Annotated in this window: 25 protein-coding genes; 21 read left to right on the top strand and 4 right to left on the bottom strand. The window is 72.4% G+C overall.

The genetic code is table 11. The annotated features are described in order from the left end of the window. Positions 1 to 69: 69 nt before the first annotated feature. Together EDD29_RS29305 and EDD29_RS29300 are read right to left on the bottom strand one after the other, a co-directional pair. A complete protein-coding gene (locus EDD29_RS29305) occupies positions 70 to 975 on the bottom strand; it encodes a hypothetical protein (RefSeq protein WP_148086133.1) in 906 nt (301 codons plus the stop codon). Positions 976 to 1,043: 68 nt separating this feature from the next. Beyond that, entirely contained in the window at positions 1,044 to 2,201 is a 1,158-nt protein-coding gene (locus EDD29_RS29300) for a glycosyltransferase 87 family protein (protein ID WP_123667547.1), read from the bottom strand. A 1,050-nt stretch (positions 2,202 to 3,251) separates the two neighbouring features. Between EDD29_RS29300 and EDD29_RS29295 the strand changes: the two genes are divergently transcribed. The 18 genes from EDD29_RS29295 to EDD29_RS29210 all read left to right on the top strand — a co-directional run bounded on the left by EDD29_RS29295 (position 3,252) and on the right by EDD29_RS29210 (position 22,194). Further along, positions 3,252 to 5,294 carry an oxidoreductase gene (locus tag EDD29_RS29295; RefSeq protein ID WP_211359989.1) on the top strand — a complete coding sequence of 681 codons (2,043 nt, stop codon included), beginning with the start codon at positions 3,252 to 3,254 and terminating at the stop codon, positions 5,292 to 5,294. A gap of 30 nt (positions 5,295 to 5,324) precedes the next feature. Further along, entirely contained in the window at positions 5,325 to 6,398 is a 1,074-nt protein-coding gene (locus tag EDD29_RS29290; protein ID WP_123667545.1) for a class I SAM-dependent methyltransferase, read from the top strand. After that, positions 6,395 to 6,721: a hypothetical protein gene (locus tag EDD29_RS29285; protein ID WP_211359987.1), complete on the top strand. Its 327-nt coding sequence runs from the start codon at positions 6,395 to 6,397 to the stop codon at positions 6,719 to 6,721. Before EDD29_RS29290 ends, EDD29_RS29285 begins: the two co-directional genes overlap by 4 nt. After that, positions 6,721 to 7,128: a nuclear transport factor 2 family protein gene (locus EDD29_RS29280; protein WP_123667543.1), complete on the top strand. Its 408-nt coding sequence runs from the start codon at positions 6,721 to 6,723 to the stop codon at positions 7,126 to 7,128. Before EDD29_RS29285 ends, EDD29_RS29280 begins: the two co-directional genes overlap by 1 nt. A 48-nt stretch (positions 7,129 to 7,176) precedes the next feature. Further along, positions 7,177 to 8,286: an ABC transporter substrate-binding protein gene (locus tag EDD29_RS29275; protein WP_123667542.1), complete on the top strand. Its 1,110-nt coding sequence runs from the start codon at positions 7,177 to 7,179 to the stop codon at positions 8,284 to 8,286. Between the two features lie 54 nt (positions 8,287 to 8,340). After that, a complete protein-coding gene (locus EDD29_RS29270) occupies positions 8,341 to 9,171 on the top strand; it encodes an ABC transporter ATP-binding protein (protein WP_123667541.1) in 831 nt (276 codons plus the stop codon). A 12-nt stretch (positions 9,172 to 9,183) separates the two neighbouring features. After that, positions 9,184 to 10,035, top strand: coding sequence for an ABC transporter permease (locus EDD29_RS29265; RefSeq protein ID WP_123667540.1), 852 nt, complete (start codon positions 9,184 to 9,186; stop codon positions 10,033 to 10,035). A 5-nt stretch (positions 10,036 to 10,040) separates the two neighbouring features. Further along, the gene (locus EDD29_RS29260; protein WP_123667539.1) at positions 10,041 to 10,796 is read left to right on the top strand and encodes an SDR family NAD(P)-dependent oxidoreductase; all 756 of its coding nucleotides are present in this window, start codon (positions 10,041 to 10,043) and stop codon (positions 10,794 to 10,796) included. Between the two features lie 33 nt (positions 10,797 to 10,829). Beyond that, a complete protein-coding gene (locus EDD29_RS29255; RefSeq protein WP_211359984.1) occupies positions 10,830 to 12,203 on the top strand; it encodes a M20/M25/M40 family metallo-hydrolase in 1,374 nt (457 codons plus the stop codon). Further along, the gene (locus tag EDD29_RS46515) at positions 12,200 to 13,459 is read left to right on the top strand and encodes an Ohr family peroxiredoxin (RefSeq protein ID WP_211359982.1); all 1,260 of its coding nucleotides are present in this window, start codon (positions 12,200 to 12,202) and stop codon (positions 13,457 to 13,459) included. Before EDD29_RS29255 ends, EDD29_RS46515 begins: the two co-directional genes overlap by 4 nt. A gap of 81 nt (positions 13,460 to 13,540) precedes the next feature. Then, positions 13,541 to 14,350, top strand: a complete 810-nt coding sequence (locus EDD29_RS29245) for an IclR family transcriptional regulator (RefSeq protein ID WP_123667538.1) — start codon at positions 13,541 to 13,543, stop codon at positions 14,348 to 14,350. 49 nt (positions 14,351 to 14,399) lie between these two features. After that, positions 14,400 to 15,596, top strand: coding sequence for a CaiB/BaiF CoA transferase family protein (locus EDD29_RS29240; RefSeq protein ID WP_123667537.1), 1,197 nt, complete (start codon positions 14,400 to 14,402; stop codon positions 15,594 to 15,596). A gap of 44 nt (positions 15,597 to 15,640) precedes the next feature. Next, on the top strand, positions 15,641 to 16,489 hold the full coding sequence (locus EDD29_RS29235; protein ID WP_123667536.1) for a cyclase family protein: 849 nt from the start codon (positions 15,641 to 15,643) through the stop codon (positions 16,487 to 16,489). Beyond that, on the top strand, positions 16,489 to 17,928 hold the full coding sequence (locus tag EDD29_RS29230; RefSeq protein WP_123667535.1) for an MmgE/PrpD family protein: 1,440 nt from the start codon (positions 16,489 to 16,491) through the stop codon (positions 17,926 to 17,928). Before EDD29_RS29235 ends, EDD29_RS29230 begins: the two co-directional genes overlap by 1 nt. Beyond that, positions 17,925 to 19,394, top strand: a complete 1,470-nt coding sequence (locus EDD29_RS29225) for a dihydroorotase (RefSeq protein WP_123667534.1) — start codon at positions 17,925 to 17,927, stop codon at positions 19,392 to 19,394. The genes EDD29_RS29230 and EDD29_RS29225 overlap by 4 nt, the downstream gene beginning before the upstream one ends. After that, a complete protein-coding gene (locus tag EDD29_RS29220) occupies positions 19,381 to 20,214 on the top strand; it encodes an HpcH/HpaI aldolase/citrate lyase family protein (protein ID WP_123667533.1) in 834 nt (277 codons plus the stop codon). The genes EDD29_RS29225 and EDD29_RS29220 overlap by 14 nt, the downstream gene beginning before the upstream one ends. 181 nt (positions 20,215 to 20,395) lie before the next feature. Then, positions 20,396 to 21,538, top strand: coding sequence for a sensor histidine kinase (locus tag EDD29_RS29215; protein WP_123667532.1), 1,143 nt, complete (start codon positions 20,396 to 20,398; stop codon positions 21,536 to 21,538). Continuing rightward, positions 21,535 to 22,194, top strand: a complete 660-nt coding sequence (locus EDD29_RS29210; protein ID WP_123667531.1) for a response regulator transcription factor — start codon at positions 21,535 to 21,537, stop codon at positions 22,192 to 22,194. The genes EDD29_RS29215 and EDD29_RS29210 overlap by 4 nt, the downstream gene beginning before the upstream one ends. A 2-nt stretch (positions 22,195 to 22,196) precedes the next feature. Here EDD29_RS29210 and EDD29_RS29205 read toward each other — a convergent pair whose 3' ends face one another. Then, complete coding sequence (locus EDD29_RS29205) at positions 22,197 to 23,072, bottom strand: LysR family transcriptional regulator (RefSeq protein WP_123667530.1); 876 nt, start codon at positions 23,070 to 23,072, stop codon at positions 22,197 to 22,199. A 100-nt stretch (positions 23,073 to 23,172) separates the two neighbouring features. Between EDD29_RS29205 and EDD29_RS29200 the strand changes: the two genes are divergently transcribed. The 3 genes from EDD29_RS29200 (at position 23,173) to EDD29_RS29190 (ending at position 24,706) form a co-directional block, all read left to right on the top strand. After that, positions 23,173 to 23,553 (top strand): YybH family protein, encoded by a 381-nt coding sequence (locus EDD29_RS29200; RefSeq protein WP_123667529.1) that lies wholly within the window; start codon positions 23,173 to 23,175, stop codon positions 23,551 to 23,553. A 153-nt stretch (positions 23,554 to 23,706) separates the two neighbouring features. Next, complete coding sequence (locus tag EDD29_RS29195) at positions 23,707 to 24,273, top strand: hypothetical protein (RefSeq protein WP_148086132.1); 567 nt, start codon at positions 23,707 to 23,709, stop codon at positions 24,271 to 24,273. Positions 24,274 to 24,394: 121 nt separating this feature from the next. Further along, on the top strand, positions 24,395 to 24,706 hold the full coding sequence (locus EDD29_RS29190) for a DUF4333 domain-containing protein (protein WP_123667527.1): 312 nt from the start codon (positions 24,395 to 24,397) through the stop codon (positions 24,704 to 24,706). 11 nt (positions 24,707 to 24,717) lie between these two features. Here EDD29_RS29190 and EDD29_RS29185 read toward each other — a convergent pair whose 3' ends face one another. Beyond that, on the bottom strand, positions 24,718 to 25,200 hold the full coding sequence (locus EDD29_RS29185; protein WP_123667526.1) for a type 1 periplasmic-binding domain-containing protein: 483 nt from the start codon (positions 25,198 to 25,200) through the stop codon (positions 24,718 to 24,720). Positions 25,201 to 25,518: the final 318 nt, after the last annotated feature.

Genomic DNA, 25,518 nt, shown 5'->3' with positions numbered 1-25,518 from the left:
GAGGCCGCGCCGGCACGCGGCCTGCCGAACCTCCGGGCGCCTTCTTCCCGACGCCGCAGCACGGCGGCGTCAGGAAGAAGGCACGTCGCCGAAGACCTCGCCGACCGAGGTCGCGGTGACGCTCTCATCGAGCCAGTGGTGGAGTCGTTCGAGGTCGGTGCAGCCGAGGATGCGCTCTCGGGCGGCGTCGTCGACGGGAACGCCGCGCTTCGCGAGCACCGTGAAGATGGCCTCGGCTTCGGTCCTCTGCCGGACCTCGGCTTCGATCCGGGGGCGGACCTCGGCTTCGATCCGAGGGCGGGCGTCGGCGATGATCTTGGCGGAGAGGGGGAATTCGAGCGTGTCGTCCATGAGGAACTCCAGGGTGGGTCGGATGGCGATCGGGGAAATGTTCCAGCAGGAGTTAGCGTACGCCGTCACCTTTTCCTCGGGAAACGTCTTGAGGGCCTCGACGAAGGCGGAGATGGTTTTTGGGTGGGTTTGTCCGTGGGCTCGGACGCTGAACATGGCGAGTTCGATATGTGCGGCGGCTTCGGCCGGGTCGGTGATGATCGGGACGGTGGCGGGTCCGATGGAGTGCGCGGTGAAGGTGTAGCCGGGCAGGTCGGTCTGGACGGGGGTCGCGTAGTAGCCGGCGGTCTTGTCGTCGGAGGTGAAGACCATGACGTGCACGGGGCGCCGGATCTGGAGCCACATCGAGGCCGCGTAGCGCGCGAGCTGCATGCGCTTGGATTCGACGCGGTTCTGCTGGACCTCGATGATGATGCCGTGGCGGGGCTCCTGGGGCGGCCCCACGGTGATGACGGTGTCGGGGGTGAAGTCCTCGGACGGTCTGGTGTTGAAGTCGTTGGACTCCACCCGGGAGAGGGTGTGCGGTGAGATCGGCACGCCGCACAGGTCGTGCAGTATTTCCTGGGCCAATGCCGGGCGGCTCCGGAAAATGCTGTTCAGGGAGTCGTGGTGCGGAGAAGGCATGGGAGTGAAGTTACCGGTGGTGCGGGGGGCTCACTGGCGCTTTATGGAATTCAGCGGAAAGGTCGGTGCTATGAAATATGTACCATTAGTCCATTCGTCCGGGTGGGAAGTGCGGTCGGGGGCCTGGTGCGGAGGTGGATCGCCATGTGGGCGAGGAAGATGAGGGCCGCGACGAGGTAGGCGTTGGCCCCGATGGTGAGGAGGCCGTGGAGGCCGTACTGGGCGGGGCCTCCGTCATGCGGGGTGAGCCAGGGAGGAGCCAGGAGGAACAGGCAGGCGGCGAAGGCGGCCAGGCGAGGGCCCGTCCGGGCCAGGACGACGAGGGCGGGCAGCGCCCAGACCCAGTGGTGCGTCCAGGAGATGGGGGAGACGAGCAGGCCGGCCACCCCGGTGACGGCTGCGGCGGCGAGCCAGTCACCGCGGCGCGCCCAGGCGACGGCGACGGCCACCCCGGCGACCCCGAGCACGAGGGGGAGGAATCGGTAGGCGTCGGGGATCTCCGCGACCCCGCCGAGGATCCGGGCGGCGGCCCCGATCGGCGACTGGTTGCTGATGTAAGGGACGCCCACCCGGGAGGTGTCGAAGAAGGTCTCCAGCCAGTACGTCCTGGAGGCGTCGGGGGCGACCAGATAGGCGGCGCCCGTGCAGATCAGGAACGCGGCCCCGGCCGTCACCGCGGCCTTGACGCGGCCGGCCGCCAGCAGCAGCACGATGAAGATCCCCGGCGTCAGTTTCACCGCCGCCGCGATCCCCACCCCGATCCCGGCGGGCCGCCCCTCCGCCACGCGCCGCAGATCGGCGAGGACCAGCGCGATGAGGAACAGGTTGACCTGCCCCAGGAACAGGGTGTGCCACACCGGCTCCAGCAGCAGCCCGAGCGCGACGGCCGCGGCGAGGACGGGGCGGGACGGCCGCCGCCCGGCGAGGCGCAGCGCCGAGTCGCAGGCCCACGCGAACGCCGCGACGGACCCGAGCTGCCAGAGCACCCGCGCGACGGTCAGCGGCAGCAGCGACGCGGGCGCGAACAGCAGCGCCATGAAGGGCGTGTTGGTGAACCACAGTCCCGCGTGCCGCGCGGTGTACAGGGCGGTCCCGTCGGTCAGCGCGCCGCCGCCGAGCCAGTAGATGTGATGGTCCAGCGACGGGTAGGCCAGCGCGAACACCAGCACTCCGACGACCTCGACGGCCACACCCGCGTACGCGACCTTCTGCCATGTCTTCCGCACATCGGTACCTCTCGGGAGAACGGCTCGGAACGTCCTCCACGCTGTCCCGAGGGCACCTCCGCGCACATCGGCCCGCGGGCGGCACTCGGCGCGCCCTGGCCTGCCGCCCGACGTACGCCCGCGGGCCACCCCGTGCCTCCGCGGCCCCGGAAGCGCGGGGAGCCCCGTCTTCGGCGGGCGGGGAAAAGGCGGCCAGAACAGCCTCGGGACCGCAGGAACAAGGGCGGTCCATGAATTGCCGGACCTTTTCGAACGATCCGCGGGAAATCGGCAGGCCCCGAAGCCCGGGTCTTCCCTGACGTGTCAGGTGATTCGCCCCGCGAGGCCATCCGAAGTCGGGTACCGGCGGCGACGTGCAAGGGGAGGCCGGCAGGCCCGGAGCGGCGCCTCGCAGGTCCTTCCCGGCACTGTCCGGGGCCGTCCGAGCGCGTCGGTCCGCGTTCCGTTGCAGCGCGCGGGCGGTTCGTCCGCGGAGGGGGGCGGGATCGTGTTCTCCGTCACAGAACACCAGGTCAGGCACCGGTCCGGGGCGTTGTCCGCGGCTTCGACCAGTGCCTTCGCCCGCGGGACCGGCACCGCGCCGGCCTCGGCGGCGGAGGGCCGGGCGCCCGCTCCTGTGATCTTCCTCATCCGGGCCGCGGCGCACGAGTACCGGGCAAGCCGGAACCCACCCGTCCGGCGGCCGCCAAAAGGGTGACGCGGCCTGTTCTCTGTTTCCTTCCGTGTTTCCTTTCTGGCGGGGCCGTCATCGGTTTTCGGACGCGATCTCCCTCATTCCTCAGGCCATGACCGAAAAGTGAGACAGGCGGAAGTCGTGTTCGCCTTCCTGGGGTGAACGGATGTTTCCGCAGATCAGTGCCTGAAACTACCCGTCCGGACTGTCCGGTCTGCCCCGTCCTGGGGGTCGTCGACCGGGGAGGAGTTTCCGGTGTGTTACCGACATGGTGAATTTCGGTCAACCCATTGACCTGTCCCATGGATCCTGCATAGTGTCCCGCTCAAGCGAACGCCGTATCGCTGAACGGAACGATCGACACGAAGGAGGGACGAGTGGGTAGCGCGAGCCGGACACGGACCTTGTGGGAGCCGTTCATCCTGGGCGGGGTGCCCGTGCGCAACCGGGTGTTCGTCCCCGGCCACACCACGAACTTCGGGGCCGACAACAACCCCACCCGACGGCACGCCGCCTACCACGCGGAGCGTGCGCGGGGCGGCGCGGGTCTGATCATCACCGAGGCGATCCGGGTCCACCCGGCCAGCGCCGGACGGCACATCAGCCTCGGCAGCTTCGACGACTCCTCGATCGCCGCCTACGCGGAGATGACCGAGGCCGTCCACGTCGAGGGCGCGCGCATGTTCGCCCAGCTCATGCACGCGGGACGGCAGGCCAGCGGCGAGGCGACCCGCACCGCGGCCTGGGCGCCCGGAGACACCCCGTGGTCGGGATCGGCGCACACCCCGCACGCGATGGGCCCGAGCGACATCGCGGTGATCGTCACCGCGTTCGGGGCGGCGGCCCGCCGGATGGACGCCGCGGGGTTCGACGGCGCCGAGGTCCATCTCGGCCACGGCCACCTGCTCCAGCAGTTCCTCTCTCCGTTCTCCAACACCCGCGCCGACGGCTACGGGGGCGACCTCGACGGCAGGATGCGGCTCACCCGCGAGGTCCTCACCGAGATCCGCGTGAAGGCGCCCCACCTGCCGATCGGCCTGCGCGTCAGCGCCGACGAGTTCCTGCCGGGCGGGCTCACCCCGCCGGACGTCGTGGAGATCGTGGCCCGCCTGCGCGAAGACTTCCCGATCGCGTACGTCCACGTGAGCCACTCCGCCTACCACGGCAGCTACTCCCTGGCCACACAGATGGCCGACATGAGCTTCGGCCACGCGCCGTTCCGGCACAACGCGGCCCTGTTCAAGAAGGAGTTCCCCGACCTGCCCGTCCTCGCGGTCTGCCGGCTGGACTCCCTCGCCGACGCGGCCGACCTCGTCGCGTCCGGGGAAGCCGACCTCGTCGGGCTGGCCCGCCCGCACATCGCCGACCCGCACCTCGTGCGCAAGGCGATGGCGGGGGAGGACCCCGCGGTGTCGTGCCTCGCCTGCAACCAGGGGTGCGTCGGCCGCCTGGAGGCCAGCCTGCCGATCGCCTGCGTGGTCAACCCCGAGGCCGGCGCGGAGGCCGAGTGGGCGGCGGTCTGGGCAGGGCCGCGGGCCGAGCGGCGCGCCGTCCTCGTGGTCGGCGGCGGCCCGGCCGGGGTCGAGGCGGCGCTCGCCGCCCACCGGGCGGGCCACCGCGTCACCCTCGCCGAGGCGGGCGGGGCCCTCGGCGGCCAGATCGCGCGGGCCGCCCACGTCGCGGGCCGCGAGCGCCTCGCGCTGCTCGCCGAGGAGCCCGCCGCGCGGCTCGCCGCCGCGGGCGTCCCGGTCCTGCTCGGCCGCACCGTCACGCCCGAAGACCTGCTGCCCGGCGGCGATCTCGCGGGCTTCGACGAGGTCATCGTCGCGACCGGCTCGCGGCCCGCCCGCCGGGAACTGCCCGGCGGCCCCCCGGTCTACGACCTGTGGGAGGCGGTCGCGGCCCTCGAGGACCCCGACGGCGAGAGTTGCGCCCCGCTGCGCGGCACCGTCGTCATCCGCGACGACGAGGGCGGCTGGCCGGCCGCCTCCGTCGCCGAACACCTGGGCCGCCTCGGCGCCCGGGTCCACCTGGTCACGCCGACGGCCTCGCTGGCGGCGCGGATCACCACCTACTCCAAGCTGGCACTCACCCACCGGCTTGGCGAACTCGGAGTGAAGGCACGGCCGCTCCGCACCGTCGAAGGCGCAGAAGGCGACCGCGTCCTGCTCCGCGACACCCTCAACGGGGACGTCGAGGAGCTGGCCGGGGTCACCGCCGTCGTCGACGCGGGACGGCCGATCGCGGTGGACGAGATCTACCGGGCGCTCGATGGCCTGCCCGACGCACCCACGGTGCTCGTGGCGGGCGACGCCAACGCTCCGCGGACCGCACTGGAGGCCGTCTACGAAGGACGGCTCACCGGGGTGTTCCTCACCGATCCCGTGGACGGCGCCGCGGCGCTGGCCCGGACGGTCTGAGACCCACTCGTCTCTTGAATTGGGAGAGCAATGATCGACATTGAGGACAGGCTGACGCTCGACGAGCAGTCCGCGGTCGACTTCATCCTCACGCTGCGCAAGCGCTGGGCGGACACCGTCTACCCGACGATGGTCGAGGAGTACCAGGCGGGCGGCGCCCCCGAGGAGTCGGTGGAGGCGGCGGCCGAGCGGCTGCGCGACCTCGAGCTGTACCCCTGGTACAGCCACATGGAGCGGGTGCAGCAGAAGATGCTGTGGAAGACCGCCGCCGACGCGGTCATCAGCAGGCGCGAGAGCCTGCTCGCCCAGTACGAGGAGGGCGGCAACGCGGCGGGCACGCTCACGCTCGACGCGTCGCTGGAGCTGCCGACCTGGTACACCGACTACGACATCCACGTCCAGCCGGGCAGCTTCTTCTCCGACGACCTGTCGGCCTACGTGTACGAGTTCGGCGCGCGCATCGTCATGCTGCGCGACAACGACGGCTACAAGTTCCACCGGCTGTTCACCGAGACCGCCCTGCCGGAGACCGCGGCCGCCACCCGCGTCGTCGACCTCGGCTGCGGGTTCGGCAAGAGCACCCGTCCCCTGGCACTGCGCTACCCCGGCGCCGAGGTCATCGGCATCGACCTCGCCGCGCCCGGCCTCCGGCTGGCGCACGCCGAGGCCGAGGCCGAGGGTGTCAAGATCGACTACCGCCAGGCCGACGCCCGCGCGACCGGCCTGGAGGAGGCGAGCTGCGACGTCGTCACCGGGACGATGACGCTGCACGAGATGCCTTCGGAGGCGGTCAAGGAGACCATCGCCGAGGCGGCCCGCGTCCTCAAGCCCGGCGGCACCATGGCGTTCCTGGAGTTCCAGCCGACCGGCGACCCGTTCCGCGACGCGACGATCTTCGAGCACGCCGAGCGCAACAACGAGCCGTTCTTCCACGACCTGTTCGGCACCGACCTGCTCGCGGCCTGCCGCGAGGCGGGCCTCGTCGAGCCCTCCTGGACCCCCTTCGACGAGCGCGCGAACGGCATGAGCCCGCAGGGCTGGGGCGAGCGGCGCGAGTGGCACTTCCCGTGGGCGGTCCTGTCCGCCAAGAAGCCGGAGGCATGATGACCAGCGAGTTCGACTACTTCAAGGACCGGGTCGACGGCAAGCTGTTCGACCTGATCCTCCAGCTCGGCAGCGACCTGCACGTCGCGAGCCAGCGGGTGCACTCCCTGGAGGCGCTGCTGGTCCGCAAGGGCGTCCTCACCGCGGGCGAGCTCGACGCGCTGCGCCCGACCGCCGAGGAGCGTACGGTCCTCGACGCCCGGCGCGACGCGCTGATCGGCCGGATGCTGCGCGTCATCACCGAGGACGGCCCCGCCGAGCACCCGCTGCGCGAGCAGTGGGAGGCGTCGCTGCGCGCCAAGAGCCCGGCGCAGGGGCACTGATGGACGCCTCGCCCGCCGCGCTCGTCGACCGCTACCTGCAACTGTGCGAGGACCGCGCGCTGGACGAGGCCACGGCCCTGCTCGCCCCGGGAGCACGCATCGTGTTCCCGGGCGGGCGGGTGCACACCTCGCTCCACCAGATGGCCGGCGCCGCCTCCGGGCACTACACGTGGGTCCGCAAGCACCGTGAGCGCTACTTCGAGGGGACGGGCGCGGACGGCGCCGTTGTCGTCACCTCGCTCGGCTCGCTCTACGGCGAGGACCTGGACGGCGCGCCGTTCTCCGGGATCCGCTACGCCGACGTGTTCGTGCTGCGCGACGGCCTGATCGTCGAGCAGAACGTCTTCAACGACCTTCCGGAGGCCGGGATCATCCGGATCCCCTCGGCCGGCGGCGCGTCCGCCTGAACCGCCCCGCCCTCTCCCCATCCCCCTGCGCAAGAACGAGGTAGTTCCATGAAGTTCCCCCTGCGCGCCGGCGCCTTGGCGCTCGCCCTCACCACGACACTCGCGGTCTCCGCCTGCGGCTCCGACTCCGAGGGGTCCTCCGGCGGCTCGAACGAGCTGACGTTCGCCGTGGCGTCGGCGGTCATCGGCCCCAAGGAAGAGGTCGCCACCTACGCCGTGGCCGAGGACCAGGGCTTCTTCGCCGAAGAGGACCTGAAGGTCTCCACCATCAACGCCGACGGATCGGTCGCGGCCCTCCAGGCCGTCGCCTCCGGCAGCGCCGACATCACCGCCGCCGACGCGGGCTCGATCCTCGCCGCCCGCGAGAAGGGCCTGAAGATCAAGGCGGTCGGCGGCCTGGTGCAGAACTGGCCGTGGAAGATGGCGGTGGCCAAGGGCAGCCCGATCAAGTCCGCCGCCGACCTGAGGGGCAAGAAGGTCGGCGTCATCAGCCTCGCGTCCGGTTCCGCGCCGTACGCCCGCGCCTTCGTCGCCCAGGCGGGCCTCGACCCGGCCAAGGACGTCGAACTGCTGCCGGTCGGCGTCGGGGCGCAGGCCGCGGCGGCGATGGCCGACGGCAAGATCGACGCGCTCGCCCTGTACGGCCAGGCATACCAGGTCATCGCCAACGCGGGCACGACCTACGACTACCTGGAGAACCCGGACATGTTCCAGGGGATCCGGTCCATCACCTTCGCCGTCCGGGAGGACTCCCTCGCCGACGACAAGGACGCCGTCACCCGCTACCTGCGCGCCGCCTACAAGGGCATGCTCTTCTCCTCCGCGAACCCCGAGGCCGCCATGCGGATCGGCTACAAGGTCTTCCCGGCGATCCTCGCGGGCAAGAACGGCGACGACCAGATCGCGGCGGACACCAAGACCCTCCAGGCCTGGATCGACTCCGCCACCCCGCTGACCGGCGAGCCCGACTCCTTCAAGGACTGGGGCGCCATCGGCGAGGAGGAGTGGACCAAGACCCGCGCCTACACCAAGGGCGCCGGCCAGATCACCTCGGACGTGGACATCGCCGGGGTCTGGGACGCGAGCCTGCTGACCGAGGCCAACGCCTTCGACGCCGCCGCGGTCCTCACCAAGGCCGACGGCTACACCGCGGGCTAGCCGCCCTGCCGGAATCACCGCACCACCGGCACCAGTAGAGAGAAGGAGGGCCTCATGGCCAACAGAACGCTCGGCCGGCCGCGGGCCGCGGCGCAGTCCGCCCCCGTCGACGAGGGATCCTGGATCGAGATCGGCGACCTGCAGAAGGTCTACCGGCCCCGCCGGTCGGCGCCCACCCAGGCGCTCGCCGACATCGACTTCACCGTCAAGCGCGGGGAGTTCGTCTCGGTCGTGGGGCCCTCCGGCTGCGGCAAGACCACCCTGCTGAAGATCCTCGCCGGGCTCATCCCCAGGACCGAGGGCACGGTCCGGATCGCGGGACGGGACGTGCTGAAGCCCATCCCCGAGGTCGGCATGGTCTTCCAGGCGGCGACGCTGCTGCCCTGGCGCACGATCCTGCAGAACATCATGGTCCCGATCGAGGTCCAGGGCCTGGACGCCAAGGCGGGCCGGGCCAGGGCGCGGGAGCTCATCGAGCTCGTCGGCCTCACCGGGTTCGAGGACAAGTACCCCAGCGAGCTGTCGGGCGGCATGCAGCAGCGGGCCGGCATCTGCCGGGCGCTGGTGCACGACCCCGCGGTGCTGCTCATGGACGAGCCGTTCGGGGCGCTCGACGCGATGACCCGCGAGCACATGAACGTGGAGCTGCTGCGGATCTGGCGGGAGAGCGGGCAGACGGTCGTCTTCGTCACCCACTCGATCCCCGAGGCGGTCTTCCTGTCCGACCGGGTCGTCGTGCTGAGCAGCCGCCCCGGCCGGATCGCCGAGATCATCCCGATCGAGCTGGAGCGCCCGCGCGACATCGGCATCGTGTCCTCCGACGCCGCGGGCGTCTACGTGGACCGGATCCGCAAGTACTTCAACGGCGCCGGCGCCATCGACTGACGAGGACGGACCATGACAACGATCGAGAACCCCAAGGTGAAGGCCCCGTCGCCCGCGCCGCAGGGCACCCCCCGCAAGCCGCGGGTGGACCTGCGGGAGCGGCCGGAGATCGTGCTCGTCCCGGCGGTCTTCGTCGTCGTGCTGCTCGGGTGGGAGTTCCTGCTGGAGCCGCTCGGCGTGGAGGAGTTCGTCCTGCCGCGGCCGTCGCAGATCTACGCCTCGCTGGTCACCCAGATGTCCGACGCGATGTTCTGGACGCACCTGTGGGTGACGCTCAAGGAATCCCTGCTCGGCTACGCCATCGGTGTCGCGCTGGCGATGGTGCTGGGCATGCTGATCTCCCAGATCAGGCTGGTCGAGCGCACCCTCATGCCCTACATCGTGGCCTTCCAGACGGTGCCGAAGGTGGCGCTCGCGCCGCTGTTCGTCGTCTGGTTCGGCTTCGGGCTGACGAGCAAGGTCGTGATGGCCGCGGTCATCTCGTTCTTCCCGATGCTGGTGAACGTCATCGAGGGCCTGCGCTCGGCCGACCCGGACCGGATCCAGATGCTCAAGGTGTTCGGCGCGAGCCGGATGCAGGTGTTCCGGATGGTCCGGCTGCCCACCGCGCTGCCGTTCATCTTCGCCGGCCTCGACATCGGCATCGTCTTCGCCATCCTCGGCGCGGTCGTCGGCGAGTTCATCGGCGCCAAGGAGGGCCTGGGCTACCTGCTCCTCCAGACCAACTACAACTTCGACATGCCGGGCATGTTCGCGGTGCTCGTCGTGCTGTCGGTGATGGGCCTCATCGCGCACTTCATCATCCGGCTGATCCAGAAGAAGGTCGCCTTCTGGGCCGACGACAACCAGGTGATCGGCGCGTGAGCGGGATGACGAAGACCGACCCGACCCGCTTCGACGGCAAGGTGGCCCTGGTGACGGGCGCGGGACGCGGCATCGGCGCGGCCATCGCCGCGGTGCTCGCGGGCCGCGGCGCCACCGTGGCCCTCGCCGACCTGGCGCCGCCGGAGTCCTGGGAGGTGCCCCCGCTCGTGGGCGCCCACACCGCCCACCGGGTGGACGTCCGGTCGCTGGAGTCGTGCCGAGCGCTCATTGCCGAGGTCACCGCCGCGCACGGGCGGCTGGACCACCTGGTGAACAACGCGGGCGTCGTCAAGCGCGGACCGGCCGCCACGATGGCCGAGGCGGACTTCGCGGGAGTCCTCGACGTCAACCTGACGGGCACGTTCCGGATGTCGCAGTCGGCCTACCCGGCACTGCGCGACTCCGGATCGGCCAGCATCGTCAACATCGGCTCGACCAACGGGCACATCGCGGTGCTCAACACCCTCGGCTACTGCGTCAGCAAGGCCGGCGTGATGCACATGGCCCGGGTGCTCGCCCTGGAGTGGGCGCCCGACGGCATCCGCGTCAACGCGGTCGGCCCGACCATCGTGCCGACCGCGATGACCGGCGACGTGCGCGCCGACACGTCCTACATGACGGACAAGATGGCGACCATCCCGCTCGGCCGGATGGCCGAGCGCGACGACGTCGCCCAGGCCGTCGCGTTCCTGCTCAGCCCGGCCGCCTCCATGATCACCGGCCAGACCGTCTTCGTCGACGGCGGCGTCACCATCCAGTGACGCGGCCTCCCTCCCACGAATGAGGAACCGCACGTGACATCCCCGATCGACGTCTCCGCCGCGCTCGCCGCGGTGGACGAGCACTTCGACACGTTCGTCACCGAGCTCCAGGAGCTGTGCCGCATCCGCAGCCGGCGTCAGGAGCCGGACCAGATGGCGGCCACCGCCGAGTTCATCGCCGCGTCCGTCCAGCGGTGGGGCGGCACCGCCGAGATCATCCCCTGGGAGCACTCGCACCCGTACGTGCTGGGCGAGATGCCCGGCGGCGACCGCAGGCTGCTGCACTTCACGCACTACGACGTCGAGGTCGAGCCGACCGGCGACGAGGACGCGTGGATCAGCCCGCCCTACGCGGCCGAGATCCACGACGGGCGGCTGTACGCCCGGGGCGTCGCCGACGACAAGGGCGCGCTCATGTCGCGGATCCACGCCGCCGCGGCGTTCGCGCTGGCCGGGCTGCCCGCGCCGGTGACCAGCCGCTACATCTTCGAGGGCAAGGTGCGGCTGCACAGCCCCGGCCTCGGCTCGTTCACCCGCGCCCACGCCGACCGGCTCGCCGCCGACGCGGCGCTGTGGGAGAACTCCTGGCTGGACGCCGCGGACCGGCCGCTGCTGAAGCTGTCGGAGAAGGGCGTGCTGTACCTGCGGCTCGTCGCGACCACGTTGAGCCGCGAGCTGACCAGCCAGAACACGGCGCTGCTGCCGTCGGCGACGGCCCGGCTCGCCGCCGCGCTCGCCTGTCTCCAGGACCCGGACGGCACCGTGCTGGTCCCGGGCTTCGCCGACGACGCCAGGACCCCCACCGACGAGGAGCGGGCCCTGCTGGAGGCGCTGCACTTCGACGGGGAGTTCCTGAAGAACCGCGCGGGCGTGGAGCGTTTCGTCGGCGACCTGGACGACGTGCAGGCCGCGGTGGAGATCCGCACCCGGCCGACCCTGACCGTCACCGGGTTCACCGGCGGCGACAACCGCGACGACGTCACGCTCGGCATCCCCGCGACGGCCTCGGCCAAGCTGGAGATCCGGCTCGTGGCCGGGCAGGACCCCGAGCGGGTGCGCGACGCGGTCGTCAAGCACCTCGCCGACCGGGGCTTCGGCGACCTCGCGCTGGAGACCATGGCGATGAGCCGCCCGCACCTGACCGACCACCGCGACCCGTTCGTCGCGCTCGTCGGCGACGCGGCCCGCCGCGTCTACGGGGTCGAGCCGGTGGTGGAGCCGTACACGCAGTGGATCGGCAACCAGGGCGCGCTGGCCGGCATCCCGATCGTCGGGGTCGGGGTCTCCCGCTTCGACTCGGGGGTCGACGGGCCCAACGAGAACATCCTCCTCGAGGACTACCGCAAGGGCATCAAGCACGTCATCGAGGTCATGGCCGCGATGGCGGGACAGGAGAACGCCCGATGACCTTCGTGACGCACATGAAGGGGGCCTCCGAGCGCGGTTACCTGACGCTGCCCTGGGGCCAGGTCCACTACCGGCACGCCGGGGACCCGTCCGCGCCGCCGCTGGTGCTGCTGCACCAGTCGCCGCTGTCGTCGGCGACGTTCGAGCCCGCGCTCGCGGCGCTCGCCGCGCGCGGCGTGTACGCGGTGGCCGTCGACACCCCCGGGTTCGGCATGTCGGACGCCGCCCCGCGGCAGTGGTCGATCCCCGAGTACGCCGAGGCGGTCTGGCAGATCGTCGACGCGCTCGGCCTGGACCGGGTGCACCTGCTCGGCCAGCACACCGGCGCGATCGTCGCGGCCGAGGCGGCGCTCCAGCGGCGCGACCGCGTGCGCGGCCTGATCCACCAGGGCATTCCGCTGTACAGCGACGCCGAGCGCGCCGAGAAGATCGCCTCCTACGCCCCGGGCTACACCGTTTCGCCGGACGGCGAGCACTTCAAGGTGATCTGGGACCGGGTGCGCTGGCTCTACCCGACGATCTCGGGTGAGTCCGCGAGCCGCCAGGTGGGCGAGTACCTGGCCGTCGGCGAGGACTACGCCGTCGCCTACCGCGCGGTCTTCGACCACAAGCTCGACGTGCCCGCACTCGACGGGATCCCGACCCTGCTCCTGCACGGCGACCAGGACGTGCTGAACCGGATGAACGACGTCGTCACCGCGGCGTTCCCGAAGGCCCCGCTGGTCACGATCCCGGGCGGCACCGACTTCGTGCCCGAGGAGCAGCCCGAGGCGTTCGCCGCGGCCGCGGCCGAGCACGTGCTCGCCCACGCGGAGGCCGCGGCGCCGGGCTTCAAGCCGCTCTACACCGCCTCGGTCGAGGTGACGGGCGGGCGCGGCGGTTCGGCGAGGTCGCTCACCGGCAAGCTGGCGACGCCGCTGGTCCGGCCGGCCGAGCGCAGGCCCGAGGACGAGGGCACGGATCCCGAGGAGCTGTTCGCCGCGGGCTACGCCGCCTGCTTCGACAGCGCGCTCGCGGTGGTGTCCCGCAGGGAGAAGGCGGACCCGGGACCGGTCTCGGTGACGGCCTCGGTGACGCTGGGCGTGCGCCGCGGCGGGGCGTACGGCCTCCAGGTCGTGCTGGAGGTCGCCGCGCCGGAGTGCCCGCAGGCCGAGCTGGAACGCCTGGCCGCCCTGGCCGATCTGACCTGCCCCTACTCCAACGCGGTCCGCGGCAACGTGACGGTCACGATTGAGGCGCACGGCCAGGGCGCTTGACTTGGCAGAGGGCCTGCCTTGACCATGTGACGACGTTGTCGTTTCGCTGTGCGGATCAGCGTTTCCCTTTGAGAGGCCTGCATGGAAATCCTCGACCTGACTCAGGATCTGGCCGATGAGCAGGGCCCGCCCAGATCGGGCATCGCCCGGGTGCTCGCGGTGATGCGGACCATCGCCGACTCCGGCCAGCCCCAGGGCGTGTCGGGGATCGCCAGGGAGACGGGCCTTTCCAAGGCCGTCGCGTACCGGATCCTACGGGAGCTGGTAGGCGGGGAGTTCCTGCGCTTCGACGACGACACCAAGGTCTACCGGCTGGGCTCCGGCGCGCTCGACATCGGGCTCGCCGCGCTGCGGGAGCTCGACGTGCCCGCGGTCGCCCACCGGCACCTGGCGGCGCTGAGCCGCCGCGCCGGGGAGACCGCGACGCTGTCGCTGCGCCAAGGCTGGTCGCGGGTCTACGTCGACCAGGTCCTCGCCGAGCACGAGATCCGCATGGCCGTCGCGCTGGGGACCCGGCACCCGCTGCACGCCGGGTCTTCCTCCAAGGCGATCCTCGCCGCGCTGCCCGACACCGAGGTGGCCGACTACATCGAGCACCACAGGCTCGAGGGCGTCACCGACGCCACGATCACCTCCGCGGCCACCCTGCGCGAGGAGATCGGCCGGATCCGCACCCTCGGATACGCCACGAGCGAGGGGGAGCGGCAGTCCGGCGCGGCGAGCGTGGCCGCCGCGGTGTTCGGCGCGATGGGGCAGGTGCTCGGCTCGGTCTCGCTCTGCGGCCCCCAGGACATGTTCGTCCGGCGCAGGACGGACGAGCTGGCCGGCTGGGTCACCGCGGCCGCCGCGGACGTCTCGGCGGATCTCGGGCACCGCGCCCCGCGCGGCTGACCGGCGCACGCGGATGACAACGAACGACACGACAGAACGGGGAGAGACCATGCAGGACGGACCCCTCGCAGGACTGCGGGTCCTGGACGTCTCGACGATCCTCGCCGGGCCGCTCTGCGCCCAGATCCTCGGCGACTTCGGCGCGGACGTCCTCAAGATCGAGCACGCCGTGAAGGTCGACGGCATGCGCGGGCACGGCAAGTCCAAGGACGGCCACGCCCTGTGGTGGAAGGAGGTCTCCCGCAACAAGCGGACGATCGGCCTGACCCTGTCCGAGCCGGAGGGCGCGGAGATCCTGCTGCGGCTCGCCGAGACCGCCGACGTGCTCGTCGAGAACTTCCGGCCCGGCACCTTCGAGCGCTGGGGGCTCGGCCCCGAGCGGCTGCACGAGGTGAACCCGCGGCTGGTGATCGTGCGCGTCACCGGGTTCGGCCAGACCGGCCCGTACGCGGCCCGCGCGGGCTTCGGCACCCTCGCCGAGGCGATGAGCGGCTTCGCGCACCTGACCGGCGACCCCGCCGGCCCGCCGACCCTCCCGGCCTTCGGCCTCGCCGACTCCGTCTGCGGCATCGCGGCGTCGTCGGCGGTGATGATGGCGCTGTACCACCGCGAGCGGTCGGGTGCGGGCCAGGTCATCGACATGAGCCTGCTGGCGCCGCTGATGACCGCGGTCGGCCCCTCGCCGACGGTCTATCAGCAGCTCGGCGTGGTGGAGCACCGGCACGGCAACCGCTCCACCAACAACGCGCCGCGCAACACCTACGAGACCTCCGACGGGTACTGGCTGGCCATCTCCACCAGCGCCCAGGCCATCGCCGAGCGGGTCATGCACCTCATCGGCAGGCCCGACCTCATCGAGGAGCCGTGGTTCGCCACCGGCCGGGGCCGGGTCGAGCACGTCGAACTGCTCGACGAGCTCGTCGGCGGCTGGATCGGCGCGCGAACCCGGGACGAGGCGGTCACCGCCTTCACCGAGGCGGGCGCGGCCGTCGCCCCCGTCTACACCGCCAAGGACCTCGTGGAGGACCCGCACGTGCGAGAGACGGGGATGCTCACCGAGGTCCCCGACCCGGACCTCGGGCCGCTCCTCCAGCACGACGTGATGTGGCGGATGTCGGAGACCCCGGGCCGGATCCGGTTCACCGGCCGGTCCCACGGCGCGGACACCGACGCCGTCCTGACGGACGAGCTGGGCCTCACCGCCGACGAGGTCGCCGCGCTGCGCGAAAGGAAGATCGTGACCTGACCGGGCTCGGTCGGGGAAGCATCGGAAAGAAGTGAGACGACGACGTGACGCTTGACACCACCACCCTCGGCACCGCCGACCCGCTGCTCAAGGCGGTCCTCGGCGGGGTGACCGTGTACGACCTCGGCCGCACCCTGTACCAGGGCATGCCGCAGTCGCCCAACCACCCCGCGTACACCCACTCGCTGCCGCGCAGGCACGGCGACCGGATGCGCCCGGACGGCGGGTCCGCCGCCAACGACATCGTCGTCATGGGCACCCACGTGGGCACCCACATCGACGCGCTCGCCCACGTCTCCCAGGACGGCCGCCTCTACGGAGGGGTGGACGCCGACGAGGCGCTGCAGGACGGGCGCTACCCCGAGCACGGCGTGCACACCATCGCCCCGATGGTCCGCCGCGGCGTCCTGCTGGACGTGCCGCGCGCCCTGGGCGAGGAGTACTGCGCCGCCGGATACGAGATCACCACCGCCGATCTGGAACGCGCCGAGCAACTCCAGGGCACCCCCGTCCGCGCGGGCGACGTGGTGCTGATCCGCAGCGGCTGGGGCCGCCACTTCGACGACCCGGACCGGAACGTCTACATCGGCGCGGCCTCCGGCGTCCCCGGCGTCGGCGAGGCGGGAGCCAAGTGGCTCGCCGCGCGCGGCGCGCACGCGGTCGGCGCGGACACCATCGCCTTCGAGTGCCTGCCGCCCGGCAAGGGCCACAGCGTGCTGCCCGCCCACCGGGTGCTGCTCGTGGAGCGCGGCGTCTACATCATCGAGGCGCTGGCGCTGGAAGAGGCCGCCGCCGCCGGGGCGCACGAGTTCACCTTCATCCTGTCGCCGCTGCCCCTGCTCGGCGCCACAGGCTCGCCGGTCCGCCCGCTCGCCGTCATCGGGCGGTCCTGATGGCAGAGCCCACCCTCGGCCGCACGCTCGCCGAGTTCGCCACGGCGACCCGCCACCTGCCCCCCGAGGTCGAGACCAGCGTCCGGCAGCGGATCCTGGACGTGCTCGGCCTCTGCGTCGCCGCGCACCGGCTGGAGACCAGCGCCGCCATCGTCGGCTACGTCCGCGACCAGGGCGGCGCGCCGCAGGCCACCGTCATCGGCGGCGGACCTGACAAGGTGCCCGCGCCGCTCGCCGCGCTCGCCAACGGCGTCCTCGCCCACTCCCTGGACTACGACGACACCCACCTGCCATCGGTGCTGCACCCGAGCGCCTCGGTCGTGCCCGCCGCCCTGGCCGCCGCCGAACTCGCGGGCGCGACCGGCGCGGAGACCGTCCGGGCCGTCGCGGTCGGCCTGGAGATCTGCGTCCGGCTCGGCATGGCCGGCTACGACGCCGAGGCGGGGAACTCGGTCTTCTTCGAGCACGGCCAGCACGCCACGTCCATCTGCGGCGCCCTCGGCGGCGCGGTCGCGGCGGGCCTGCTCTTCGGCCTGGACTCCGAAGGGCTGCTCGACTGCCTCGGCGTCACCGCCTCCATGGCGGCGGGGCTCATCGAGGCCAACCGCACCGGTGGCACCGTCAAGCGGCTGCACTGCGGCTGGGCGGCGCATTCGGCCGTCACCGCCGCCGACCTCGTCCGGCGCGGCTTCACCGGACCGCCGACCGTCCTGGAGGGCCGGTTCGGGTTCTTCCAGGCGTTCCTGCGCGGCGAGTACTTCCCCGAGGAGATCACCCGCGGGCTCGGCGACGCATGGGCCGTCCCCGGCATCTTCTTCAAGCCCTACCCCGCCAACCACTTCACCCACACCGCCGTCGACGCCGCCGCGCGGCTGCGCGCCGAGGGCCTCGACCCGGACCGGGTGGAGCGCCTCGTGCTGGGCGTGCCCGCCCCCGTCATCCGGACGATCGGCGAGCCCATCGAGGTCAAGCGGGCGCCCGACACCGGCTACCAGGCCCAGTTCAGCGGCCCCTACGCGGTCGCCACCGGCCTGCTCGGCGGCGGCGGCCTGGGCGCCGGGCTCGACGACTACACCGACGCACTGGCCCGCGACCCGCTGCGCCGGGCGCTCATGGCCAAGGTCGAGGTGGTCGCCGACCCGCAGGCCACCGCGATCTTCCCCGCCCAGTTCCCCGCGATCCTCACCGCGGTCGACTCCGGCGGCCGCACCTGGCGCGCCGAGGTCCTGGCCAACCGCGGCGGCCCCGCCCGCCCGCTGTCCGAGGCCGAACTGGGCCGCAAGTTCCGCGACAACACCGCAGGGCGGCTGACCGAGGAGGCCGCCGCCCTGGTCACCGAGGGCGTCGCCGGGCTGTCCGGCCTCGCGCGCGTCAGCGACCTGCTCCGCCCGCTGGCGGAGTTCCCGACCCCCGCAGCATCGATAGGAGAAGCACGTTGAGTGAGTTCGATCTGGTCGTGAAGAACGTCGCGGTCGTCAGCCATGACCGGGACGAGCCGATTTCCGCGGACATCGCGGTGCGCGACGGGAAGATCGTCGAGGTGGCCCCCGGCATCGACACCGCGGGCGCGCGCCAGGTCGTGGACGGCGGCGGGAAGCTCGCGTTCCCCGGCGTGGTCGACGCCCACCAGCACTGGGGCATCTACAACCCGCTCGCCGACGACACCGTGACCGAGTCCCGCGCCAGCGCGCAGGGCGGCGTGACGACCGCGCTGACGTACATGCGCACGGGCCAGTACTACCTGAACAAGGGCGGGCCCTACACCGACTTCTTCCCCGAGGTCCTGGCCGCCTCCCAGGGCCGCGCGCACGTGGACTACGCCTTCCACCTCGCGCCCATGAGCAAGCAGCACATCACCGAGATCCCCGACCTCGTCGAGAAGTTCGGCGTGACCTCGTTCAAGATCTTCATGTTCTACGGCTCGCACGGCCTGCACGGGCGCTCGGCCGACCAGAGCAGCTTCCTCATGACCCCCGAGGGCGAGCGGTACGACTACGCGCACTTCGAGTTCGTCATGCGCGGCATCCAGGCCGCCCGCGAGAAGTTCCCGCACCTGGCCGACGAGATCTCGCTGTCGCTGCACTGCGAGACCGCCGAGATCATGAGCGCCTACACCAAGATCGTGGAGGAGGAGGGCTCGCTGAGCGGCCTCGCCGCCTACAGCGCCTCGCGGCCGCCGCACTCCGAGGGCCTCGCCGTCTCCATCGCCTCCTACCTGGCGCACGAGACGGGCCTGCCGACGATCAACCTGCTGCACCTCTCCGGCTTCAAGGCCGTGGACGCGGCGGTCCGCATGTCCCAGGCCTTCCCGCACATCGACTTCCGCCGCGAGGTCACCGTCGGGCACCTCCTCGCCGACATCGAGACCGCGAGCGGCATCGGCGGCAAGGTGAACCCGCCGCTGCGCGGCCGCGACGACGTCGAGGCCCTGTGGTCGTTCATCGCCGACGGCACGATCGACTGGGTCGTGTCCGACCACGCCTGCTGCCGCGACGAGGCCAAGTTCGGGTCCGACCGCGAGGACGTGTTCCTCGCCAAGTCCGGCTTCGGCGGCGCCGAGTACCTGCTGCCCGGCATGGTGTCCGAGGGCCGCAAGCGCGGCGTCCCGCTCGGCCGGATCGCCGCCCTCACCTCCTACAACCCCGCCGTCCGGTACGGCCTGCGCGGCAAGGGCGTCCTGGCCGCCGGCTACGACGCCGACATCGCCCTGGTCGACCCGAACGCCACCTGGACGGTCCGGGCCGAGGACTCCGAGTCCACCCAGGAGTACACCCCGTTCGAGGGCTTCGAGCTCGGTGCGAAGGTCACCGACGCGTTCCTGCGCGGCGAGCGGATCCTGGACGCCGGCAAGGTCGTCGGGGAGCCGTCCGGCAAGTTCCTGGCCCGTCCGTATGGCCGGGACTGACCCCGTCAGGTCCGCCCTGTACGTGCCCGGCGACCAGCCGCGCAAGCTGGCCAAGGCCGCCGGGTACGGGGCCGACTCCCTCATCGTGGACCTGGAGGACGCGGTCGCCCCGCCGGCCAAGGAGGCGGCGCGCGAGGCCGTCGCCTCCTGGCTCGCCGGGGGAGGCGCTTCGGGCGGGCCGCAGGTGTGGATCCGGATCAACCCGGGGGAGGCGGGGCTCGCCGATCTGGCGGCCGTCGCCCACCCGGACGTGACGGGCGTCTGCGTCGCCAAGGCCGAGACCGTCGAGGGGCTCGGGGAGGTCGACGCGGCGCTCGCCGGCTTCCCCGGGATCGCGCTCAGCCCGATCCTGGAGAGCGCGGCGGCGGTGCTCGCCGCGCCCGCGCTGGCCCGCGCGCCGCGCGTCGTCCGGCTCCAGCTCGGCGAGGCCGACCTCAAGGCCGACCTCGGCGTCGATCCCGGACCCGACGAGCGGGAGCTGCTGTGGGCGCGGTCGCAGGTCGTGCTCGCCTCGGCGGCGGCCGGGATCGCCGCGCCGCTCGGCCCCGTCAGCACCGCGCTGGCCGACCCGGAGGCGCTGCGCGCGTCGAGCCACGCGCTGCGCAGGCTCGGATTCCACGGCCGCGCGTGCGTCCACCCCGCCCAGCTCCCGGTCGTGCACGAGGTGTTCACGCCGACCGGCGCGGAGCTGGCGCGGGCGCGCGACCTCGTCGCCCGGTTCGCCGCGGCGGGGGAGGGCGTCGTCGTGGACGACCGCGGCCGGATGGTGGACGAGGCGGTCGTCCGGCAGGCCCGCCGCGTCCTCGCCGCCGCCCGCTAGACCGCCGCGTCCGGGCCGACCGGGGCCGTCATGGACAAACGCCCCGGACGGTCACGTATCCGGCCCGGACGCGGCAGGCCGGGGACGCCCTGGGTGAGGGCGTCCCCGGCCGTCCATCCGCCGCGAGGCGTACGCCTCGCGGCGGATGTCCGCCGGGCGCGCCGTCGTTACGATCGAGCGCATGGGAGCGATCGCGCGGTACCTGCGGCGGGGGGCGAACTCGGCGGCCGCCACGGCCCTGCTGGTGGTGTCGGCCGTGGTCTACCCACCTGTGCTGTTCTTCTCCGTGCACTCGGGGCGCTCGGGGTTCGGGCTCGTGGAGGTGGCGCCCTCGGCGGTGCTCACCCTCGCCGTGCTCGCACTGGTCCGGCGGGCGCCGCTGTTCGCGCTCGCCGCGCTCCTCACGGCGTGGACGGCCGCCGCCCTCGAAATGCCCAAACCCGAGATCGCACTGCTCTTCGCCGTCTTCGTCGACGGCGCCGTCGCCGCCATCGCGCTCACCCGGCCGCGGTGGGTGTCGCTCACCGCGCTCGGCGCCGCGATCACCGTCCAGCTCGCGTGCGTGCTCGTGCTCGCCGATCCGGGCCCGGTGCTGACCCTGCTGCTCGCCGTCGCCGCGCTGGCGGTGCCACTGGCCTGGCTGGGCGGGGCCACGGTGCGGCAGAACCGGCGGCACGCGCAAGAGCTCGCCGAGCGGGCCGCGGCCGAGGCCGTCGCCGCCGAACGGCTGCGCATCGCCCGCGACCTGCACGACATGGTCGCGCACAGCATCGGCGTCATCGCCATCCAGGCCGGCGTCGGCGGGCGCGTCATCGACACCCAGCCGGCCGAGGCCCGCAACGCGCTCGCGGCCATCGAGGAGAGCAGCAGGGAGACCCTCGCGGGCCTGCGGCGGATGCTCGGCGCGCTGCGCCGAGCCGACCCGGTCGACGCGCTCACGCCGGGCCTCGCCGGGCTCGACCGGCTCGTGCGCACCACCGGCGACGCGGGCGTCGCGGTGGACGTCCGATGGACGGGGGAGCGGCGCGACCTGCCCGCCGAGGTGGACCTCGCCGCGTTCCGGATCGTCCAGGAGTCCGTCACCAACGTGGTCAGGCACGCGCGGACCGGGAGCTGCCGGGTGTCGCTCGGCTTCGGGGAGGAGGAGCTCGTCGTGGAGGTCGCCGACGAGGGGGCCGGGCCGTCCGGCGAGCCGGCGGGCTACGGTCTGCTCGGCATGCGCGAGCGGACCGGGCTGCTCGGCGGCAGCCTCACCGCGGGCCCGAGGGAGACGGGCGGCTTCCGGGTCGAGGCCCGGCTGCCGCTGGCGGGAACGGCCCGATGATCCGGGTGCTGCTCGCCGACGACCAGCCCCTCGTACGGGCGGGCCTGCGCGTGCTGTTCACCGACACCCCCGACCTCGTCCTCGTGGGCGAGGCCGCCACGGGCCGGGAGGCGATCGAGCTGGCCAGGCGGGAGCTGCCCGACGTCGTCCTCATGGACATCCGGATGCCGGGCACCGACGGCATCGGCGCGACCCGCGCGATCACCGCGGAGCTGCCCGGCACCCGTGTGCTCATGCTCACCACGTTCGACGACGACGAGTACGTGTACGGCTCGCTGCGGGCCGGGGCGAGCGGCTTCCTCGTCAAGGACATGATGCTCGAGGAGATCCTCGCTGCGGTCCGGATCGTGGCGGGCGGCGACGCGCTCCTCGCCCCGGGCGTCACCCGTCGGCTGATCACCGAGTTCGCCGCCCGGCCGCGAGCGGCGGAGCGCCGCGCGGTGCCGCTCCCCACGTCGGTCACCGACCGGGAACGCGAGGTGCTCTCCCTGGTCGCCCGGGGCCGCTCCAACGCGGAGATCGCCGACGAACTCGTCATCAGCCCGGCGACCGCCAAGGCCCATGTCGCCAGGCTCCTCACCAAACTCGACGCGCGCGACCGCATCCACCTCGTCATCCACGCCTACGAGACGGGGCTCATCACCCCGTCACCCTGACGTCAGAGGCCGAAGCGGGCGCGGGCGTGGGTGAGGAAGGCGCGCGCGGCGGGGGAGGGGTTCGGCCGCCAGGCCAGGGCCAGGAGGGCGGGCGTGGAGAGGTCGGAGATCGGGAGCGCGGTAAGGCGGCCCGTGTAGGCGGCGGACATGGAGGGCGTGAGGATCGCCGTCCCGAGGCCGCGGGCGGAGAGGTCGGCGATGGCGTCGGCCGCGGAGGCCGTCAGCGCGACGTGCGGCGTGAGGCCCCGCTCCGCGCACGCGAGGTCGAAGACGGTCCGCAGCCCCGTGCCGGGCGGCATGCAGACGACGGGACCGGCGCACACCTCGGCCAGGGTCGCCTCCGCCCGGCCCGCCAGCGGGTGGCCCGGCGGGACGAGCGCGGCGAGGGGCTCGCTGATCAGCGTCAGTGATTCGAGCCCGTCCGGGAGCACGGCGGTGCCCAGCAGCGCGACGTCCAGGACGCCGGCGCGGACGCCGTCGGCGAGCCGGTCGGAGGCGTCCTCCAGCAGCGCGACCTCGACGCCGGGATGGCCCGCGTTCAGATCGGCCAGGGCGGCGAACAGAGGGGTGACCGTGCAGCCGATGACCATGCCGACGGTGAGGCTTCCCCGGACCAGCCCGCGCACGTCGTCCACCGAGCGGGCGACCTCCTCGGCGGCCTTGAGCACGGCCCGCGCGGGCTCCAGGGCCGCCTTGCCCGCCGCGGTGAGCGCGACGGCGCGGGACGCCCGGTCGAACAGCTCGGCCCCGAGCTCCCGCTCCAGCTGCCGGATCTGGGCGCTCACCCCGGACTGGCTGATCCGCAGACGTGCCGCGGCCCGCGTGAAGTTCCGCTCCTCGGCGACCGCCACGAAGTACGCGAGCTGATGCATCTCCATAACCAGTGATTCTAGTTCCCAGAAGAACAATCTGTTGGACTTCTGGTGCTGGGCGGCGCACCCTGGGAAGTGGGAAGCAACGAGACAGAGGAGACCCATGATGACCGAGGACAAGTACGCCGAGTACACGAAGGCCCAGTGCCCGGAGGACCTCACCCGCCTGTTCGTCGAGCGCTCCAACGAGGGCGACGCCGACGGAGTGGCCGCCCTCTACGCCGAAGACGCCGTGATGGCGTTCCCACCCGGCTCCCAGACCGTCGGCAGGGAGGCGATCCGCGCCCTGTGGGCCAAGGTCCTTGAGGCCCGCCCGCACTTCACCCCGGAGCCGCCGCTCCCGACCCTCGTGAGCGGCGACCTCGCGCTCACCTCCACCCCGCCGTCCGACGGCGCCGGCGCTCGCGCCCAGGTCGCCCGCCGCCAGCCCGACGGCACCTGGCTCCGCGTCCTCGACCAGCCGGAGTTCCAGCGGCCCGGCGGCTGAACCTGGGCGGCGGAGACGGATGTCCCGGCTTCAGGAGGTCCGGTGCCTGCGCGGCGTCCTCCCGGAGTCCCGTTCGCGTCCCGGCGCGCGTCCCCCGGCCCGGGGGACCGGGCGCTCATGACGGGAGGACGCGGCACCGGGCAGAGTCGGGGCATGGGGCTGCGGAACGCGGGTGCGATGGCGGCGCTTCTCGCGTGTGCCGCAGGGTGCGGTTCGTGGGCGCCCGACCCGGACGGCCCGCCTCCCGAGCCGAGCCCCGTCGGCTTCACCCCCGTCACGACGATCTCCGCGCCCTCGGGGGAGTGGCACCTCGATCCCACGGACGAAGTCCGGCCCGAGTTCTACCTCGGGGCGCTCCCGGACGCGGTCCGCGAGGCCGTCACCTACCCGACCACGGCCGTCTACCGGCAGGTCGGCGCGTCGGACGCCCCGGCCACGGTCTTCTTCGGCGGCGTGCTGGCGCGCCGGCCGGACGCGGTGCTCGACCCGATCCGCGAGGCGGCGCGGCCCTTCGGCGTCGACCCCGAGGACGTCGAGATGCCGCCTTCCTCGGGCTCGGGCCTGTGCATCGATTCGTACACCGAAGACCCCCACGTCAGCTGTTTCTGGTCGGACGGCCGCACCCTCGGGATGCTGGTCCGGGTGGGCGAGCCCCGCACGGACGCACTCCGCCCCGACCTGCCCCCGTTCTACCGCGCCCTCACCGAAACCCTCCCCTGACCCCCGTTTTCCCCCACCCTCAGCGAACAGGACCGCACTCCGTAGTGGGCGGGACACCTACGCGGCGACCCTCGGAGAGTGCCCACAAGGGTGCGTTTCATGACGAACCGGGGGATCTCCCATGCGTACCGTGCTCAAGCCCGTCATCCTCACCGCCCTGCTGGCCGGCGCCCTCTCCGCCTGCTCCTTCTCCGCCACCACCGCCAAGGCCGACGAGGAAGCCGTCGAGTCCCAGATCTCCACCCAGCTCGCCCCCCAACTCGGCGGCACCCCCCAGGCCGTCGACTGCCCCGGCGACCTCACCGGCACCCTCGGCGCCACCCTCTCCTGCACCCTCACCACCGCCGAAGGCCAGACCCGCCCCGTCATCGTCACCGTCACCTCCACCGAAGGCGAAACCATCGACTTCTCCATAGAGGCCCCCGCCGTCTGACCCCGCCCCCGTCACCCCTCGGCCTCGGACACAGCCTCGGCGACGACCCGCGCAACCTCCCCGGGCACATCATTTCCCGCCACCCGGCTGACGTTCGCCCCCTCCGCCGAGCCCCCGACGACAAGGAACCGGGTCCCCGGATAAGCCTCCGCCCTCTCACCGACCGCATCGGCCGGCAACCCCGCCGGCGCCACGACGAGATCACACCGCAGCCCGACCAGCGACCCGACGAAGGCCCCCGCCCCCGCAACGGTCTGCGGTCCCGTGACGGCCAGATACTGCACCTTGGCACGGGTCTCCAGGGAGGCCCGCTGCATGCCCTGCCAGACGGGCGCGGCGTCCTTCCCGAGAAGCCCCTCGGCGTCGGTCAGAAGGCAAGCCTTGAACTCGAGATAAGGGCGGGCCCGCGAGTCCCCGTCGTCAGTGCCGAAAGCGATCAGGAACGCGACCGCCGGGACGAGGGCGACGACGCCGGCGGCGATGGCGAGACGCACGCGGGAGGATCGGGGCGGCTTACGTCGCACCCTCTCCCGCGGGGGAGTCGAAAGGGCCAATCCAGTCCTCCACCCGATGCCGCGCCGGTAGTGAATCCGGTCAGAAAGCAGCAAATAGTAGGCGCGGGCGAGGTGGCCCTGTCAAGATCCTCGATCTTTTGTTCATCGTGTGATCAACATCACATCACTGCCGGGAACTGTGAGCGACCGATCTCGCTCCGTCTGATCTTCGCAGGTGATCGGCGGATGGAGGGCCGCTACATCTCGTGCTGAGAGTTCCCTGGGCGCTTTATGAGGATTTTCTAGATCTTGTCAGGG

Source organism: Actinocorallia herbida, assembly GCF_003751225.1.
Lineage (GTDB): Bacteria > Actinomycetota > Actinomycetes > Streptosporangiales > Streptosporangiaceae > Actinocorallia > Actinocorallia herbida.
Note: the sequence above shows the minus strand (reverse complement) of the source record. Positions and strands in the feature narration are given on the sequence as shown.